Here is an 18,665-nt window from a genome sequence, read left to right as displayed (position 1 = left end):
GGGGTTATGTAGTCTGCTATTTTGCGGGCCACGTAAATGTTATTTCCGGCGCTCCCGGTTCTTCCGGTTCATATCTTCCAGCACCTTCTTCTGAGCCTCCGACAGCGCCCTGGGCGGGGATACTTTGACCCACTTCTTGGGAAGTTCAAAGGTCAGCGCCCCGATCCCGTTGTCCTCGGTCTGCCGCACCTGGGCCGGGTGGCTTTCGCACAAGGAGATAAGCGTGCGCTGCAAGCCGGTATTGTAGGTATAGATCGTGGCGGCGGCCTCCTGCTCATTAAAGAGGATAATGGTTTCCTGCTCATACTTTGTCACGTTCATGGCCTCACCTCTCATGGCTTTTCTTTTTGGCGGGCGGCTTTAACTCCGGTTTCTGGCTCACTTTTTTCCCAAGCTGCTCCCGGATAGAGGGCTTTTTCTCTGCCTTCTTAGGAGGTTCCTCCCTGGAAAAATCCTTCTCCCGCATTTCCCGGAAAGCCAGGACTTTCCCCTTTTCATCAGTGACAGCGGCATACATCTTCGGCAGCTTTAACATCATGCCGTCCAGACTGATACCGGCGTAATAGTTTCCGTGGGCGTCACGTTCCTTTTCAAGCAGCACCGTCTTGTCCGCCAGGACAAAGCCCTCCATCTCATATTTCTCCACCAGGCCGCAAACAATCCCGCCGGACTGGGTGATCCCGATCATCTTGCCAGCCGGTTCCAGGGGATTTTCCACAGCTGCGCCCTCGGCCACACGAAAGGCCGTAGGCTTTCCCCTTTTGTTCCGTCCGGCCACTTCATAGATCCGGGCGTCAATGTACCGGCCTGCCACGTTCCGGTTGGTGGATTCATAATACTCCGGGTTGGAGGCGCAGGGGGTGAGGACAATGCCGCCTTTGATGATCAGCTGCTCCGGGGTGATCTCGTCCGGCTCGATGTGGCGTTTAAACCGGCCCACTGGCTCCACGGGAAAGACTTCCGGTTCCCTAAAATCCCCCGGCTCCTGCTTTTGTTCCGGCAGGTTGTTCAGGATTCCGTCGATCATGTTGGTGTTGGCTTCCATCGACATCTCGGCGTTTTTAAGATAATTCTCATTGGCGGCAGCCGGGATAAGGGCGTATGACCGGGACTGTTCCGGTGACAGAGGGCCAGGATATTCCGCATAGCCAAAAGCCTCCACCGTGCCCCGCTCATATTTGTGGGGCCTGGCGGTGAACCTGGTCACGTCCGTTGGCCCCATGTAGGGGTAAGTGCCGATATTCATGGCTTCCTGGGTAATGTAATAGCGGAACCGGCCCGGCTCCTGGGCGATGAACTGGGGCACTTCCTGAAACCCGAACCGGTCTACATAGTGGGCCGTATCCCTGCCATTTTCATGGAATACCACGATGTCGGACACGGAAAGGCTGTGCCCCTTAAAATCCGCCGGGTGGTTGAGATTGAACCTCTCATAAATCTGGTTCAGCTTATCCTGGGCAGAGCCGCCCTCCGGCAGCGGGGCGGTGTAAACCTGGCTGTAATTGTCCGGCTCCACAGAAAGCCCGGACTTTTCCAACCGTTCCAAAGGCTCAAACCGGTGGTAGTGGAGCGCCTCCCCGTCCTTTAACTGGTAAATGGTAAACGTGTCCGCCTCCCGCTTTGGGCTTTCTGCCTGCTCCATAAACGGAAAGACAGCGCCGTAATGCTCCCCCAGCCGGCGCAGGGACAACAGTGTGTTCTCTGCCATCACAGCGCTCGTCCCGTCCGGTTGATAGGAGATAGCCTCATTTAAGAGAAACTCATAAAATTCTTTTGCTGTCCACTGGTTCTCATAATCCCTTGCGGTTATCTGCCCGTCTGCCGTATAGGAAAGGCTGATGTCATAGATCTTTAAGCGGTCAAGGGCAGCCAGGAGTATGTCGATCTCGTTATCTAACAACGTTTTTATATCCATAGTTTACTCCTTTCCCTGGGTATTTTTCGGTCTGGGTGGCAGTTCAATCTTATAATTGACATACTTTCCGCCCGTGTCCGCCAGCACTACGAAAGCGTCATAGAGAACGCCCTTTTTCTCACTGAACAGCCCCTTTACCTTGATACGCCCGTTCTTTAACAGAGCCGCCGCCATGGGCTTGGTCAGTTCCTTGTGCTTGGAAGTAAAAAACCGGTCGTCTTTCCACATGGAAAACGGACATTCCCGGCTGGTACAGTAAAAATTCTTCTTTCCCTCCACCACGTCACTCCCGCAGCGGGGGCAGGCTCCGATCACTTCCCTTGACCGAAACATAGAGGTATCCACGGAAACGCCCCGGTATTGGGCCACCAGGTCAGAAACCATGCCCTCGATCCCCTCCATGAAAGCGGCGGCGGACTGTTCCCCACGTTCCACGTCCTTTAAGCCCGATTCCCACTGGGCGGTCAGGCTGGCGGATTTCACCGTGTCCGGCAGGACAGCGATCAGGTCGGTTCCCTTTTTGGTGGGGAGTAACTGTCTGCCTTTGCGCTCCAAAAATCCCCCTCGCACCAGCTTTTCCAGCACGCCGGCACGGGTGGCCGGGGTTCCAAGGCCCGTGCGCTCTACGTCCCCGATCTGGGCAAACTCTTTAGCGCCGGCGTGTTCCATGGCCGAGAGGAGCAGATCTTCCGTGAAATGCCGGGGCGGGCTTGTGGTTCCCTCCTTTGCGGTCGCTTTCATCTTCTCAAAGGTCTGCCCCTGGGAGAGAGGCGGCAGGGCTCCCGGTTCTTCCTTAGAATCACTTTCCGGTTTCTTTTTCAGGGTGGAAAGAAACGCCTGCTCCACTTCTGTAAATCCGGGGGAAACGATCACCCGTCCCTTTGCCGTAAACAGACCGCCGCCGCAGGTGATCTCCGCCTCCGTGTCCTCATAAACCTGCTTTTCCCCCACGGCGCACAAAAGCCGTATCGTCACCAGGGTCAGAAGGTTCCGTTCCCCCGCAGGCAGCGCCGAAAGGTCAACCCCGGCCATCTGGTTTGTGGGGAGCAGGGCATGGTGGTCGTTCACTTTGGCGTTGTCTGTCACACGGGCGGCGTCCACGCCGGAAACTGTCACCGGAAAGGGCAGGGCAGAAATGGCCGCCTCACACAGTCCGGGGAGAGTATCCCTCATGTCCTCCGTCAGATAATTGGAATCCGTGCGGGGGTAGGTCAGCAGTTTCTTCTCATATAACGCCTGGGCGTAATCCAGGACTTGCTGGGCCGTGTAGCCAAAAATCCGGTTCCCGTCCCTTTGCAGGGAGGTCAGGTCATACAGTTTTGGGGACTGGACAGACTTTTGTTTCTTCTCCACCTTGTTTACAACAGCAGCCTGACCGTAGCAGGCGGCAGCCAAATGGTCGGCGGCTTTGCGGTTTTCACACCGCCCGCTGACGGCGGAAAACTTCCCACAATCCAGAGCAACGGTATAAAATTTTTCCTTTTTAAACCCGGAGATCGCCGCCTCCCGTTCCACCACCAGGGCCAGGGTCGGCGTCATGACCCGGCCCACGTTCAGGGTTTTCTGGTAAAGGGAAGAAAACAGCCGTGTGCCGGAGATCCCCACCAGCCAGTCCGCCTTGGCACGGCAGAGGGCGGCTTCATACAGCCGGTCATAGTCCTTTCCAGGGCGCAGTGCGGCAAACCCCTCCCGGATAGCGGAATCCTCCATGCTGCTAATCCATAAGCGGTCAAAAGGCTTTTTACAGTCTGCATGGTCATAAACCAGCCGGAAGATCAGTTCCCCCTCCCGGCCTGCGTCCGTGGCACAGACCAGGCTCTCCACGTCCGGGCGGTTCATCAGCGAAACCAGCACCTCATACTGTTCCTTTTTGTCCGGGGCGACAGCGTATCTCCATTTCTCCGGTATAATGGGCAAGTCCTCATAACACCACCTGGAATATTTAGGGTCGTAAGCGTCAGCCGCCGCCAGCCCGACCAAATGCCCCACGCACCAGGACACAAGATAGCCGTTCCCCTCCAGATACCCCTGCCCCCGTTTTCCGGCCCCCAGCACAGCGGCAAGGCTCTGGGCCACGCTGGGCTTCTCGGCAATCACAAGTTTCATAAAAATTCCTCCTGCCAATTTTTGAAAACAAAAAAGAGCAACCATTATTGACTGCTCTCTGAAAAATGTTTATTCTGATTTTGTTACTTTAAAAGCTGGATAATTTTCTCCTTTTTGGCATAGTCCCTTTATCTCAAATTTATGAAGTTTGTTAAATTTGTCAGTACACTGTAGTTCTAAAAAGAAAATACATCCTTCCTCTTCAAGTCCCGGATTCTTCAAATCCACTTGATATATGCCATTACTTGGAATACAAGGATATTGATAATCATCATTTGATTTCCAAATTATATCATTATTGGGACTAAAAATCTTAATATTATAAAGTTTTACTTCACTTGCAATATTTTCAGATATATTTTGAATATTAAATTTTAAATGTGATTTTCGTCCCTGTGTCCCATTTGAAAAGGCACTAAATTTAGGAATATTGCGTTCGTATTCCATTTGTTCTAAAAGTTCTGTTCTTCGATCTGATTCGATTTTTATTATATGATTTTGATAGAGGGCTAAAATACCTAATACTACTGTACCTAAAAAGGCTAAGATTGAGCCGTAATAACTTAACAAATCACCGGCACTCCATTCAGCAACCCAAAATGAATTAGGTGCTTTAATTTTAAACAATACATGAATAATTAGTGGAACTCCAAAAATAATAACAAATGAAATTATTGCTATCGGTATCTTGTGCCTTTTTAACCAGTCAAACATAAATTGCCTCCTAAATCGTGAATATATAGCGAAAATCAATAGCAAATATGTTTCTAATTTTAGCATAGGTTGTTTCTCAAAACCACATGAAATTTAGGAAATAAAACGATTTTCAAATCATATCAATTTTTTCTCCTCCTTCCATTCATCAGTTCCCGATAGCAGATCCCCACACAGCGCCGCCCCCTGCCATAACTACAGTCATGGCAGGGGGAATCCTGGGCGGCAGAGGGGTTTCCCCTTCTCACACGCCCACCCGTGGGCTTCTGCGTCATCATGCGCTCCAGTCCGGGGTTGTCAGAAAACAAGGTCATCGTCACCCTCTATGGGAATGTCCTCGTTATCTTCCTCATAAAGCCGGCGCTGTTCGGCTTCTTCTTCCTCGGAAATATCCCGTGTTTCCGGTTCCTCCCCAAAGGGCTGTGCCATATCCTCATTGACCATAGGCTCCTCCGGCCCCTCAAAATCAAACTCGTCAATGTCCTCGGCATCGTCCAGTTCATGCCTGGGTTTGTAAACCTTAAAATAGTAGCCAAGGCCGCCGGCGGCAAGGGCGACCACCAGGGCGAGGAACAAAATGCCGTTATTGCTCTTTGGTGCGGGCGGCTCCGGCTCCTCCTTTGGCTCCTCCGGCTGTGTGGGCGGTTCGGTCACTGGCTCTGTTTCCTCCGGCGGTTTCTCCGGTTTTGTGGCAGTGACAGCGGCCTGGGTGTCCTTTTGCGCCAGAGCCATGAGATCGCTTTCCGTCACAGCGTTGAGGAAATAGACGTTCTCGCTGTCACGCTGCTTGTCAATGACCAGGTAAAACACGTTTTCGTCCGGCGTCATAATGGTGTAGAACTCCTTGCCCTGGCTGTCCGTGGCGTTGTCCACCACCGTAGCGCTGCCTTCCGGGGTAAAAGGGTTGTCCTCCTTTTCCCCCACAGCCGTAGGACTTACCGCAGAAGGGTCTTTTTCCTCTGTATCCTCCTTGGAAGTCTGGCCGGAACCACCGGGCTTTTCCGATTGCCCGGATACAGAACCGTTCCCTTTCTGGCCGCCAGGGACAGCGGTTCCGCTGCCGGAGGCAGCCGTCCCCGGAGCAGCCGGTGACGCAGCCGGGTTCTGGGCTGCCGGGGCCTGGGCCGTGGGGTTAGCGGCGCTTCCAGAGCCTGCCCCGGTTTCTTTTCCCGGTTCCTCATAGTAGGCGTTTCTCATTTGGGTCATGCTGCTTTTGTTGCCGGCGTTGTCCGTAGCCTGAATGGTGATCTGCTGGTAATTGTCGGCGTAATCCTTCAGCCGCACGTCCAGGGTGCCATTGTTCAAATCAGAAAAGGCATTTCCGCACACATACACCTGATCCACGCCGGAGAGGTCGTCACTGGCCTCCACCCGCAGAAGTTCCCCGTCAATCCCCGCCCGGACAGTGGGGGCCTCCCGGTCAAAAACTTCTATGTACCGGTTCTTGGTGTGGGTCTTCCCGTTCTTGTCGGTGACGGTCACATAAATGGTGCAGTTCTCCGAAATCTCCACGGCGGTTTTCTCTTTCTCCGCCAGGTCGTCCGTCAAGTCCACCCAGCTGCCACCGCTGTTGATCTTCGCCTCCACGGTTTCCCAGCCGGTTCCGTTTATGTCCCTGACACGGATTGTCACCTTAGCTTTCCTGGTATGCCAGCCGTCCGGGGAGAGAATGGAAATGGTAAACTTAGGTGTTGCCGGTTCCTGGCCGGTACATTTTGTCCGGTCATTTTTGCAGAGCGGGCAATCCGTATTGACCGCACCGGCGGCGCATTTCTCTTTGCAAACACATTTCTCCGGCTCGTCTGACGGTTTCTCTGATTCTGAAGGCTTTTCCGGTTCCGAAGGTTTCTCCGATTCTGACGGCTTCTCCGGCTCCGAGGGTTTCTCCGATTCTGACGGTTTCGCCGGCTCCGACGGTTTTTCCGATTCCGAAGGCTGTTCCGGTTCCTTGCCAGTACACTGTGTCTGGTCAGTCTGGCAAAGGGCGCACTCCGGGTTGACGAAACCCTCCCGGCATTTTTCAGCGCAGGAGCAGGCAGCGGGCGGCTCCTCAACCGCCGGGGCAATACACAGATCCATGTCGGCGGCGCAGGCCGGGCACTGGGTATTGTGGCTGTCCCTGGTACAGCGCTTCTCGCAAAAGCAGGGCGGCTTTTGTGACGTTTCCTCCTCCGCTGCCGCCTGCCCCGTGCAGCTTTCGGCATTTTCCAGGCATACCGGGCACTCCTGGTTGAAAGCCTCCGCCGTGCAGAAGCTGTCACAGACGCAGGCACCGGCGTTGTTTTCGGAACCCGTATTTTCCGCTGCCATGCCAAGAAGCGGCACGGCGAAAAGAAACAGAGAGAGCAGCAGGCAGGCCGTCCCAGTGAGCCTCTTATTCCGTTTTCTGTTCCAGTCCATCATTCTCCTCCCTCTCCATGAAAACAGGCGCCCCGGCTTTTGAGCCACGGAACGCCTTGATAAACGCCGCCAGTTCCTCCGGGGCCACACTAAGCCCGCGAACCATGCCGACGATCTCCACGTTTTCCAGTTCTGTTTTCTGCTGTTCCAGTTCCCGAAGCCGGGTCTGCTGGGCGGCAATCTTTTCCTTTGTCCTGCTGATTTCCGTCAGGACTTTTTGAAGTTTATTGCTTGAATTCAAATCGTAAATCCTCCTTTTTCTGTTTTCTTTTCCGGAACTCCCCGCTGCCGGGGCGCCCTGTTTCCGCCAGTCCGGGTCATAATCATTGAAATCCCCAATGGCCCAGAACAGACGCTTGTTGTTCACCCACCGCTGGAGCTGCCTGGTAATGGGCGGGGCGGTGGCCTTCTCATAGATCATCACGTAAGGGTCGTATCCCATGTCCCGCAGGGTGTAAATCCGGTATAAATCCTGCTCATGGCTGCTCCCATAATTCGTCAGCACATAAACCCGGCGCTTCCGGCAGTCCTTAACGGCGGTCATCTGGGCGAACTGTTTAAAATACGGGGTCAGATCGTCCTCCGGGTTATCCCAAGCGAAATGCAGCATTTTTGTCCTGACCCGGTTGAGCATGGCCGCCTTTTTGGGGGTCATAAGCCGCACGTCCAGCCCCTGGGTAAAGTCCACCGTGGCCCCGCTGTCCGCAAGCTGGGCAAGGAGCCGTTCCCAGTCCGGGCAGGCCAGAAGATTAGCGTCCAGCAGCTTGATTTCTTTCTGCCCACACCAGAACTCCGAGAGGTCAGCCACCGCCACACTCCTCAACCCCTCCTTCTTCCCCACGATACAAAAACCGCACCCACGAGGGCAGCCCCGTGACAGAAAGCCGTAGGCGGTGTCGGCAAACTGGGGATAAAGGGCGTAGTCCGGGCAGGTGTGTTCCACCTCCTCCGGGAGCCGGTTGTCCAGGCCGTAGCCCGTGCCTCCCCGCACAATGCGGTCGGCGTGGATTATCCCCGTAAAATCCTTGGAGTAACTGTCCGTAAAGACCCGGCTCATGTAAACCAAATCATAACGCCGGCTTTCCCTATGCCATTCCACAGTATCACCCCGGTTCTTGTGGTAGGCCGAAAGTTTCATCAGGCACAGGTTGGGCCAGCGGTGGCCATCCACATCAATCAATCCGATCCTCAATCCTTCCTCCTTCCTTTTCTGCGGTATCCCCGCATTTCCCCTAGTTAAGCCTGCCCATGGCGTAGTAATGCCCAGACCAGTACGGGCTGTCCGTCCGGGCGTATTGGATTGGCGACCCACAGTGGATCATGCGGTTTTCCCCCACATAGATCCCCACATGGCTCACCGGCCCCGGCGAGTTGTAGGTGCCGGTAAAGAAGATGATGTCCCCCGGTCTGGCCTCGGATTTTGGGATATGGGCGCACTGGTTATAAATGCCCTGGGCCGTGGTGCGTGGCAGGTTGTGGACGCCGCTGTGGGTGTAGACATAGCACACGAAGCCACTGCAATCAAAGCTGGTCGCCGGGCTGGAACCGCCCCAGACGTAAGGGAATCCCAGGTATTTCTCCGCCTCCCGGATAAGGACCGCAAACTCCGGGTCAGCCAGGGCCTCCCCCGGAATGTCGTAATCCTCCCCGGCGCTTTCATTGGCGTAAATATCATTTCCAAACAGATCCGGCTTGTTGCCCTTTAAAGAGAGGATTGCCGTGTACCGTTCCTTTTGTTCCGCCGTCAGTTCTCCCATAGCTATCGTGCCGGTTCCTTTATTCCGCAGGGTCACATAGAGGATCTTGTACTCATATTCCTCCTCTTCCTCCCAGGTGTCCCCGGTTTCCGAATCCGTGTGGGTGACGGTGCGTGTCCGGATCTCCGTTACCTCACGGGTGGTAAGGCTGTACTGCAGATCAAAAAGCCTCTGTAATTCCGTCCACACCTGGCCGGGGGTAAAAGCGTCATACCTGGCCGTCAGGTAGGAGATCAGTTCATTGGGGTTGTGGCCGATACTGTCCACGTCATAGCGGTACTCGTCAAAGCCGGGGTAAGTGCCCTCAATATTCGACAGCCGGTTTTGCAGACCGGTTTCCAGTGCGGCAAAATCCGCCTCCGTCTGGATAATATCCGGTTCTTCGGACGTATAGGACGTACCCAGGGCGGCGCTTATGGCTCCCTCCATCATCATGGAGCAGGAGGAAAGGGAGGAACCCACCATAACAAGCAGGGCCGCCCCAAGGCCAACGACCACCAGGCCGCCCTTGTGCTTTTTTGCGATGTTTAAAGCTGCCCGGCCTATGGAGCCGGCAATGTCCTTGGCTTTCCCGGCAGCGGACACACCCTGCTTCCCGGCCTTTTTCGCCTTTCGGTAATCTTTCGCATACTGCCGCTTGATTTTTTGTTTCTGGAGAAAATTCTTGACCGTGTGCTTCTGTAATTCCGGGTTATCCCGGAGGGCAGCACGGTAGGCGGCACTGACATTGGCCTTGTCCGCCTTGATCTCCAGCTTCTCCACCTGCTTATAAGGGGCATTTTGGTGATAATTCTTTACCTTGTGAGCAGCAAGGGCGGCGGTTCCCTCCCCGGCCAGTTCCGTCCTGTGGGCGGCCTTGGTTCCCACGTTTTCCTCCTCCGCCTGGTAGACTTTGGCGTGGAGATTGGCGCCGGCGCTCTGGGCCATGCGCCTTGCCGCCTTCTTTGGCAGGGCCTCCTTCCCCCGCCGCTTTTCCGTTTCCTCAAACCGGAGGGTGTGCTTCAGCCTGCTTTTTTGGGGGTCAAGTTCCTTTTTCAGCCGCAGCTTTTTCTTTTTGGGGATTTTCTTTTTTGCCCGTTCCAGCTTGGTTCCCAGGACTTCCGCCTTGTGCTGGGCACGGGCCGCCCGTTCCTCCGGGCTGAACAAAAGCCGCTTACTGCGCTCCACATCATCGGCGTCATAAATATTTCCCTTTTTTCTCAAGAATCCCTTCACCTCCTGTTATCCTTTCGCAAGGCTGTATTGCCTGGGCAATCCTTCTCCTGGCGGTTTCATAATGGCCCCGGTCGATTTCAGCGCCCAAGTAGTCCCTTCCCGTGGCCATAGCCGCCAATGCGGTGCTGCCAGTTCCCATAAACCCGTCAAAGACCAGATCCCCCGGAAGGCTGGAAATCTGAATCAGCCAGGATAGGCACTCCACGTTTTTGATCGTAGGGTGAAAAATCTGGTTCCGCTTCTGCCAGGTAGAGTTATAGGTCGCCTTGGGATATTCCTCCCCGAACCAGTAACTGTTAAATCTTGTCTTATACTTCTTGCTGGGTTCCCTTCCCCGCTGAAAACGGGTTCCCTCCTTTTTACGGTTTTTCAGCAGCGTGGTGTGATTAAATACCCGCCGTCCCTTCTGGCAGAAAATCAGCCATTCCCCGTTATTTGCGAAACTTCCCTCCAAGTCCCCAATGCCGCCAATGGTTCCCTTTTCAATGACCAGGCAGTTTTTCACCACAAACCCGGCCTGCGTTAAGCACTGATAATGGTAAGGATAGCAGTCAAACCGGGTAAAAAAATAGGCGTGGGCGTTTTCTCTTAAGATTCGGTAGCTTTCCCTGGCAAACCTCTGGTAGTCAATTCCCGTGTCCCCCTCCAGCATGGAATGTTTCCGATTAGAAAAATGGTTCTGATAAGAAATGCCATAGGGCGGGTCAGTGAGGATTAAGGAAACACTACCGTCCGGGATTTTGAAGAACAGTTCCATGCAGTCCCCCAAATAAATATGGTTGCGTAATAAATCCATGGCTCCTATGTCTTTCTCCTCCAAAATCCTGCCCCCTTACTCCGCAAGATCGGCGGGCTTGGTGGTCATGACCTGGTACAGTTTGGTGTCCGTGGGGAACTTATCAATAAAAGGAATGATCTTGTCCCCGAAGAACAAAAGCCCTTCCCCGGCCCCGCTGTTGGTGATATGAGTCAGTTCCTGGGGCGAGATCCCCAGCCGCTGGGCAAGGATATTCCGGTCGCTGGCCGCCTGGTTCAGCATTAAAATAAAATCGCTGTTTTCCAGGATATTCTCAATCTCCGGGCTGTCCAAAAGGTCTTTCACGTTCTGGGTCAAAGCCGTGGGGATACCGTTCCACTTGCGGAAACGCTTATAAATCTCCGCTGTGTAGGCCGCTGTCTGGGGTTCTTTTAATAAAAGGTGGAACTCGTCCAGGTAGATCCGGGTGGTCTTCCCGGCGTAGCGGTTTATGGTGGTTCGCTGCCAGATGTTGTTTTGCACCGTCAGCATACCCGGCTTTTTTAAGTTCTGCCCCAGGGCGCTGATATCATAGCAGACCACCCGGTTGTTGATGTTCACATTGGTCTGGTGGTTTAAATAGGAAAGAGAACCGGACACATAAAGTTCCAGAGCCGTGGCCAGTTCCAGTGCCTGCCCTTCCTCCTGGGAGCGCAGGCACTGGTACAGATCCCCAAGCACCGGCATCCGTTCCGGCCTTGGGTCTTTTAAATACTCCCGGTAAATCTTGGGGATACACCGGTCGATCACCGATTTCTCTATGGGCTTCAACCCGCCATGGGAAGCCGATAAAATCAACTCACAGAACGACATAATAAAATCCGCCTTCATAAGCAGCGGGTTCTCCCCCGTATCCACGGACAAGTCCACATCCAGGGGGTTGATGTAATCGCCGCTGTCTGGGGCCAGCCGGATAATCTGGCCGGAAAGCTGCCGGCAGAGGGAGAGGTACTCATGCTCCGGGTCTAAAAACAGCAGGTCGTCACTGGTATGCAGGTACACGTCCGCCGCCTCCCGCTTGCAGCTGAAGGACTTGCCGGAGCCGGGGGTTCCCAGCACCACCCCGTTGGGGCATTTCAGTTTCTTCCGGTCAGCCAGTATCATGCGCCCCGTGGTGGCATTTAACCCATAATAAACCCCGCCCTTCTGGAATACCTCGCAGGCCCGAAAGGGCAGGAAAATAGCCGTGCCGCTGGTGGTCAGCCCCCGCTGGATCTCCACCTGGTTGATCCCGATAGGGAGGGCGGAAAGAAAGCCCTGCTCCTGCTGGTAGTCCAGCCGGATTAGATCACAGTTCTGGGTATTGGTGATCCCGTCCGCCGAGTAGACCAGGTTTTCCAGCTTCTGGCGGCTGGCAGCCATATGGACAATGAGAATTGTCACCATAAACATCTTTTCATCATGGTTCTGTAAATCCTCCAACAGCTTCTGGGCCTCCTTGCCAAAGGTCACAAGGTCAGGGGGCAGGATATCCATGTCAAACCCGGAACGCACGGCCCGTTTCTGCTCGTCAATCTTGGCTTTGTCCAGATCGCTCAGTTTCCGCTTCACCGCTTTTAAGGCGGCGTTCTGGTCGAGAGCCTTGGCATGGATACTGACGATCTGGCTGCCCTCCAGTTCTAAAACGCTGTTGAGCAGGGTGTCATATAACTTGGTGGCCCGTATCTGTAAAAAAGAAACAGCGCCGAAAGAAGCGCCGGTGCGGAAGTAACGCCCGTCCTTAAAAAAGAAGGAACTGGGGGCGATATAGTCCTTGCTGGAAAGGCCGGTGCCGTTTAAGGAATCCCAGTTAAACCGGAACTTCCTCCGTTCCTCCAAGTGCAGGCATTTGTGGAGCAGGGCCAGCCGTTCGTACCCGTCCATGGGGTGGGCCGTCACCATAAGGGCACGGAAATGGCCCACCACGTCACTGTCGATCTGCCCCAGCCGGGAGCGTGCCTGCTTTACATTATCTGCCTCAATGGTATAGGTCAGGCAGATCCGGCGCTCATACCGGCTTTTTGATACCTGCTCCACCAGCATATCGCTGTACTCTTTGCGGATCTCATCAAAGGCGTCGCCCTGGGGAGCGATAGCTAACATCTGCCGGTATTCCGCCATATCCGCCGGGCAGCAGACCACGGACAACTCAAAGCCCACGGAGGGGCCGAAATAATTGACCAGCTTGCAGTAAAGTTCAAAGAGAACCGCCTTCTCATCGTCAGAAGCCTCGGCGTAATTGATGTCCTCGCACACGACGCTTTTACTGAAAAGCCGGCTGGTGATCCGGCAGACGCCGTCCTGGTACATCTCCTCATAGGGAATGGTCTGCTGGGCGGTGCGGGCAATTTTGCCTTCCCGCTTCGCCCGCCTTACGGCCTTTTCCACCCGCCTTTTGTCGGCGGGGGAGAGCCTGGTTCCGGGGCGAATGATAAGATGTTCCCAGCCCACGGCGTTTGTCGTTTGTGGTCTTGTTCGGAATGGAAACAAGCTGCTTTACCTCCTTTTCGTAGCGCTCCTGCCGTTCCAGGGCGGCAAGGCGGTTGTTGGTCTGGTACGGCCTGACCGCCGGGGCCAGGAACCGGACACGAATGATATTCTTTAAAATCTTTTCCAGGGGCTGCCCGTTCTTCTCATACAGCCCCAGCAGCATAAAAGGCGCTGCCAGGGCGATCAGAAGAAGCAGGGCGGCGTCATTTCCCAGAGCGTGCCGGGTCAGAAAATACCCCCCGGCCCCCAAAAGGCCGCCCAGAAAAAAGCAGATGATCTGCCGCCTGGTAAGGCCGAAAGCCACCTTGTCCTTCACCTCGGTCAAGTCCTTGGTAATGGTCACGTAAGCCATAGAAATCCTCCTTTCTTTGCGCTGGCTTTTTAATGGGCATTCAGGATACCCTTGGCCACGGAGCCGGTCTTAAACAGGCTGAAGCACAGAAGCACCGTGTAGGCGGCGCAGCTCCAGAGGGCAGCCTGCAGATCGCCTCCCAGGGTGAGGGCGTTGACCAGCACGGCGTAAATGCCCACGCAGACCATGATAAAAAACCCCTGAAGCCCCAGGGCGGCAAGGCCCCGCACATAGTTGGTGCCGATGTTCCCCCATTCCCGGTTCATCAAGGTGGCGAAGGGAAGGGGGCCGACACTGGCGTAAAGTAGGGTAAGAACCCGACGCCTTACCATATCACTATGGCAGGTTTCCGAGAACTTCCCTCCGAACCGGACTTACACCTCTCGATGTATCCGGCTCTCCAGATGTCAGTCTAATTTCCCGGCGTGTAACTTATCGTGACAGTCAATGCAGAGTGCCATTGTCTTGCGCCTGCGCCCAATCATGGCGATTTCCCATTGTTTCCTGCCACTCAAATCTTTGAGTTTTCGTACATGGTGTATCTCAAGCGGTACATTCTCTGCGCCGCACCACTCGCATTTATTCGCCTGCAATCTTTTCATCAAGCTGTTGCGCCCATAGTTCTCGACTACTCTTGCTACTATATCGGGATTGCCGCTTTCCACTTTGGTATTCCGGCAAAAACCGTTGTTGTAGAACAGCACTTTACCAACTTTGCCATTTTTCTTCGGGTACTCCACAACAAAGTCTTTCCCTTGGCGGTACTTGCGAATAATTCTGCTAATTCGTGTCCGATACTTTCCGGCGAAAGTTTTGAGCATACTGTATCTCATTACATAGTAGAAGTTGTTGAGTACGGTCACGTTGTTTGCGAGCCGGTAGTAGTTGTACAATCCACGGATTTCTGCGTTGTACTGGTTTAGGATTTCCAAGTCGTCCAGGTGCAACAGGCGGGTACGCCGGACGGGTTCCCAAACCTCTTTGTTTCCGTTCTGTTTGTTGTATTTAATTTTGAGGGCACTGTAGGAGAGCAGGCGTTTAACCCATTTGTCATGGGGAACATAAAGCAGGACTTTTCCGTTGTTTACTCGTCTGGTAGCTCCCGTTTTGGTCTTTTTGTTATATGCGCCTTTGGCGATTGTGACCTCGTATCCCAGAAACTTTGCAAAATCATGTCCGTGGGTAATCAGTGTCTTTTCTCCGGACATTTCCAGATGAAGTTTTTCCCAGATAAAACAGCCTACTTCTTGTTTTACCTGTTCTGCGTCCTCTTTACTGCCGATAACCCCTATCAGGAAATCATCCGCATACCGGACATAGCAAATCCTCTTATAGCTGTCGTCCATCTGGTCACTGTACGGCATGGATTTCAGACTGCGCCGCAGTTCCCGGATTTCCGCAATTAAGCCCTCTTTTTCTTTCTCGCTCATTTTAGAGAGATTTCTTTTAAGCCGTTGCTCTTTTCCCCGGCAAACATCCAACTTCTTCTTGAACGCAGGATTGATTTTACGGCGGTTTCCGCAGTTGAACTTCTCTGCGTATTCTGCTATATAGTTGTCCAGTTCGTTCATATAGATATTTGCAAGGATGGGGCTGATGATAGAGCCTTGGGGAGTGCCGGAGTAGGTATTGTGATAATTCCAGTCCTCCATATATCCGGCTTTCAGAAACTTCCATAGCAGACCAATGAAATGTTCGTCTGCAATCCGCTTCCGCAGAATGTCAATCAGCACATGATGGTCTACATTGTCAAAACAGCCCTTTATATCCCCCTCAACGAACCACTTTGTCCCCGTAAAATATTTCTGCACATATTTGAGTGCCGTATGGCAGCTTTTGTTTATGCGGAAACCGTGGGAGTAGTCGCTGAAAGTTGGCTCATAGATGCTCTCTAAGATGAGCCGCACCACCTCCTGTATCAGTTTGTCGTCAAATGACGGTATTCCCAGAGGGCGCATTTTCCCATTGGATTTCGGGATATACGTTCTCCTCGCCGGGTTGGGCTGGTAGCTGAAATCACGCATTTTTTCAATGAGGGCGTTTATCCTTGCCATTCCCATACCGTCAATGGTTTTGCCGTCTGTTCCGGCTGTCATGTTGCCTGGTTTCGCCTGTATCCGCTGGTATGCCAGCAGATAGAATTGTGGATTGTATAGATTGCGGTATAACCGCTCGTACTTGTAACTCTTGTTACACGCCTTGGATTTTAGGCTTTCCAACACATTTTCAGGACTTCTCATAATGCCTCACGCACCTTTCCTTTTTATGAATTGGTTGACATCCTACCTCCCTTCGCCATGTAGACGGCTTTCCCGCCCTCGGACTACTACGGAGGCTCCGTTGCCATGCCGGATATTCAGCGTCATCTTTCTTGGGTTTTTACCCCTTGAAATTTTTCACCTTGCGGCATTACGCATAGCCGGATAATCCCGGCACTCCGGTTTAGGCAATCTCCAGTTAGACACCTTGGGAAAAGCGTATTGTGATGTCGGTAATGGGTTTTCGTCCTTTTCCGCTTACTGCGGCTGGCTGTCATAAGTATCGTGCGGTCTGTGTCTACCTGTCACATTCCGCTATGACATACGGCGAATACAACCATCCTGCGCCGCCGGGTCGAGTATCCCGCCTCGGACTGCCCTTAAAGCAGTTTAGCCTTGTTCCTCATTCACAATGTTGCGTCTTGCCGCTCAGTCGTGGGTAGATGGTTTCCCCAACTTGCGATTTTTTCGGTACGCTATTGTCCCCCTTGTGGTTTCCCTCCGGGGTAAACCGAATGACGCTAAAGTGACATTTTTTCATGTCTTTGATACTTTTCTTTACCGGCTTGCCAAAGCCGGATTCCCAAAATGCCCGCGCACCGCCTTTGGATGAAAAGCGGCACTTCTGGACGCGCTATAAATCTCAATCATGCGCCCATACAAAATGACCGTGATCACAAGCCCCATGACCTTCATGGCAAAGGTCATGACCCAGGTTTCCAGCATGAGGGCAAACAACTCCCCCAGTTCCATGGCCTCCAGCTGGGTGGTGATGTTGGCCAAGGCGGACGTGATGTCAATGGCGGCGCTGGTGTTGATGACCCCGGCGCTCCTCTGCACCATGGTCTGGGCCACCTGAAAAATGGCGATGATAAAATCAAAAGTATGGTTCACGATGATTGCCGCCGCCGCTGACTTGAACGCCCACTTAAAAAACATAAACGTATCAATGTCATGGAGGTTGTTCTTGTCAATAATCATGGAGATTAACTCATAAGTCAGCACGGCGGCGATCACAAGCCCCGCTATGGGGACGACCACGTTCCGGGAGAGGGAGAGAATGATTGAGAAGACGCCGGAGTTCCAGGTTTCCGGCGTCTTTCCCACTTCCGAAGCGATTGTGGCCACTTTGCTGTTGACATCGTGAAACATATCCGACAAGTTGCCGGTGACAGCCCCGATCAGGAAATCCCTGATCCACTGCTCAATGGCGTCGATGATACTCTGCATAGGCCACTACCTTCCCCTTAGATCGTGATCAGGGTGGACAGCATGGGAACCACCTTGAGGCCCAGGAGCATGATCCCCCCGCCGGCCATTAATTGTTTAACGCCCTGGCTCTTGCTGGCCGGGTTGTCCGACCCGTACCCTTCCATGAGGTTGATCACGCCCCACACGCCGACGCCCCCGCCAAGGGCCACCACTAAGGTTGACATCGTTGAAACGGCAGTAGTAAAGAAACCCATATATTTTCCTCCTATTTTTGAAAATGTGTTGTCTGCTGGTTATCTGTGACTGGTTTTAGGGTATTTGAGTGTCGGCCTTTTTCCGGGTCAGCCCTCACCGGCGGGCGGACGTGCTTCTTCACCCGCACCATGGTTTTGGTAAATTCCGGGCACTCCGTCCTTCTTATCCGGTGTCTGGAAATCTGGGACAGATCATCTTTTCCACGCTTTCCATTTAATGCCTCCACGATTGTTTCCAGCACCCTGACCGCTTCATTGAAAAATTCCATAACAGCCTCCTTTCCGGTTGGTTTCTCCGGTATCCGCCGTATCTGGGCAAAAAGAAAAAGGCCCCACCGATTTTGAAAACCCCAAGGGGTATCGTTTCGGTGGAGCCTTCACCCAGCCGTTTCCGGTGGCAGTTCTCCTAACTCATAAAGTTCATATTCCTCCTCCGGCTTTACTTTCAGCCGGTGTTCCAGGTAAGCCTTCACGTCAAAGGCATACTTGGGATTGGCGTCCGCCGTGTATTTGTACTGGGGGTGGCGGGTAAGGTCATATTTCCTGGAATAAAACGGGCGCACCCCCTGCACCTGGACAATGCAGCGGCTGGAGGGCATAACCGCCAGTTCGTCCACGCTCATCAACTCCTTTCCCAGACGCTGGTAGTTTAATCCGTAAGTGCGCTGCGCCCCACGGGAATCGCTCTCATTCATGGTGTCAATGGTTTCCTTCCCCAAAAGGCCGGACACCATCTTTAAGCTGCTTTCCTCCTTCCCGCCTAAAAACAGCATAGTGGAGCAGCACCCGGCCACGGTTTCGGCGTTGTCCTTGTACATTCCCTTTAACTGACTGAAGGTCTGCAACACGATGTGGGCCGAGATGTTCCTTGACCGGATCACCGATACCAAATGCTCCCAGTTGGGAATCTTCTGGTTGGCAAACTCATCAAACAGGCAGGTCACATGGACGGGGAGCCTGCCATGGTAGACCTTCAAAGCCCGGTCGCAGAGGACGTTAAACATCTGGGAGTACATCATGGCCGAAAGGAAGTTAAAGGTGGGATCAGTGTCCGACACCACCGCAAAAAGGGCAGTCTTTTCGTCCCCCAGCTTCTCAAGCCCCAGTTCGTCATAAGCCATCATCTCCCGGACAGCGGCGAATAGCGATAGGTAATCCTTTGATGTTATCTCCGGATTTTCCCCCGCCCTAAACCGGGCGTGAACCTTTCAGCTCAC

Annotated in this window: 14 protein-coding genes and 2 pseudogenes; all 16 read right to left on the bottom strand. The window is 53.5% G+C overall.

The window, feature by feature from the left end:
* Positions 1-39: 39 nt before the first annotated feature.
* Positions 40-321 carry a hypothetical protein gene (locus tag NFS31_RS12805; RefSeq protein WP_251495645.1) on the bottom strand — a complete coding sequence of 94 codons (282 nt, stop codon included), beginning with the start codon at positions 319-321 and terminating at the stop codon, positions 40-42.
* Between the two features lie 4 nt (positions 322-325).
* Positions 326-1,915, bottom strand: a complete 1,590-nt coding sequence (locus tag NFS31_RS12800) for a YodL domain-containing protein (RefSeq protein WP_251495643.1) — start codon at positions 1,913-1,915, stop codon at positions 326-328.
* Positions 1,916-1,918: 3 nt separating this feature from the next.
* On the bottom strand, positions 1,919-4,021 hold the full coding sequence (locus NFS31_RS12795; protein ID WP_251495641.1) for a DNA topoisomerase 3: 2,103 nt from the start codon (positions 4,019-4,021) through the stop codon (positions 1,919-1,921).
* A gap of 69 nt (positions 4,022-4,090) precedes the next feature.
* Positions 4,091-4,735 (bottom strand): hypothetical protein, encoded by a 645-nt coding sequence (locus NFS31_RS12790; protein WP_251495639.1) that lies wholly within the window; start codon positions 4,733-4,735, stop codon positions 4,091-4,093.
* A 297-nt stretch (positions 4,736-5,032) separates the two neighbouring features.
* Positions 5,033-7,138, bottom strand: a complete 2,106-nt coding sequence (locus NFS31_RS12785) for a CD1107 family mobile element protein (RefSeq protein ID WP_251495636.1) — start codon at positions 7,136-7,138, stop codon at positions 5,033-5,035.
* Positions 7,110-8,327 carry a DUF4315 family protein gene (locus NFS31_RS12775; protein ID WP_331482624.1) on the bottom strand — a complete coding sequence of 406 codons (1,218 nt, stop codon included), beginning with the start codon at positions 8,325-8,327 and terminating at the stop codon, positions 7,110-7,112. Before NFS31_RS12775 ends, NFS31_RS12785 begins: the two co-directional genes overlap by 29 nt.
* A gap of 40 nt (positions 8,328-8,367) precedes the next feature.
* Complete coding sequence (locus NFS31_RS12770; protein ID WP_251495634.1) at positions 8,368-10,095, bottom strand: C40 family peptidase; 1,728 nt, start codon at positions 10,093-10,095, stop codon at positions 8,368-8,370.
* The gene (locus NFS31_RS12765; protein ID WP_251495632.1) at positions 10,070-10,927 is read right to left on the bottom strand and encodes a DNA-methyltransferase; all 858 of its coding nucleotides are present in this window, start codon (positions 10,925-10,927) and stop codon (positions 10,070-10,072) included. Before NFS31_RS12765 ends, NFS31_RS12770 begins: the two co-directional genes overlap by 26 nt.
* A gap of 12 nt (positions 10,928-10,939) precedes the next feature.
* Positions 10,940-13,315, bottom strand: a complete 2,376-nt coding sequence (locus tag NFS31_RS12760) for a VirB4-like conjugal transfer ATPase, CD1110 family (protein WP_416389461.1) — start codon at positions 13,313-13,315, stop codon at positions 10,940-10,942.
* The gene (locus tag NFS31_RS12755; RefSeq protein WP_251495628.1) at positions 13,197-13,724 is read right to left on the bottom strand and encodes a PrgI family protein; all 528 of its coding nucleotides are present in this window, start codon (positions 13,722-13,724) and stop codon (positions 13,197-13,199) included. The genes NFS31_RS12760 and NFS31_RS12755 overlap by 119 nt, the downstream gene beginning before the upstream one ends.
* Before the next feature lie 29 nt (positions 13,725-13,753).
* Positions 13,754-14,029, bottom strand: a pseudogene (locus tag NFS31_RS12750) (VirB6/TrbL-like conjugal transfer protein, CD1112 family); the annotation flags it as partial.
* A 102-nt stretch (positions 14,030-14,131) separates the two neighbouring features.
* Positions 14,132-15,964, bottom strand: coding sequence for a reverse transcriptase/maturase family protein (locus NFS31_RS12745; protein WP_251495624.1), 1,833 nt, complete (start codon positions 15,962-15,964; stop codon positions 14,132-14,134).
* Positions 15,965-16,540: 576 nt separating this feature from the next.
* On the bottom strand, positions 16,541-17,212 hold the full coding sequence (locus NFS31_RS12740) for a VirB6/TrbL-like conjugal transfer protein, CD1112 family (RefSeq protein ID WP_251495622.1): 672 nt from the start codon (positions 17,210-17,212) through the stop codon (positions 16,541-16,543).
* Positions 17,213-17,229: 17 nt separating this feature from the next.
* Positions 17,230-17,448, bottom strand: a complete 219-nt coding sequence (locus NFS31_RS12735) for a Maff2 family mobile element protein (protein ID WP_160262703.1) — start codon at positions 17,446-17,448, stop codon at positions 17,230-17,232.
* Between the two features lie 11 nt (positions 17,449-17,459).
* Entirely contained in the window at positions 17,460-17,717 is a 258-nt protein-coding gene (locus tag NFS31_RS12730) for a hypothetical protein (protein ID WP_251495620.1), read from the bottom strand.
* 108 nt (positions 17,718-17,825) lie between these two features.
* Positions 17,826-18,584, bottom strand: a pseudogene (locus NFS31_RS12725) (type IV secretory system conjugative DNA transfer family protein); the annotation flags it as partial.
* Positions 18,585-18,665: the final 81 nt, after the last annotated feature.

Source organism: Otoolea muris (assembly GCF_943193115.1).
Lineage (GTDB): Bacteria > Bacillota > Clostridia > Lachnospirales > Lachnospiraceae > Otoolea > Otoolea muris.
The sequence above is the reverse complement of the archived record's forward strand: the minus strand, read 5'-3'. Positions and strand labels throughout refer to the sequence as shown.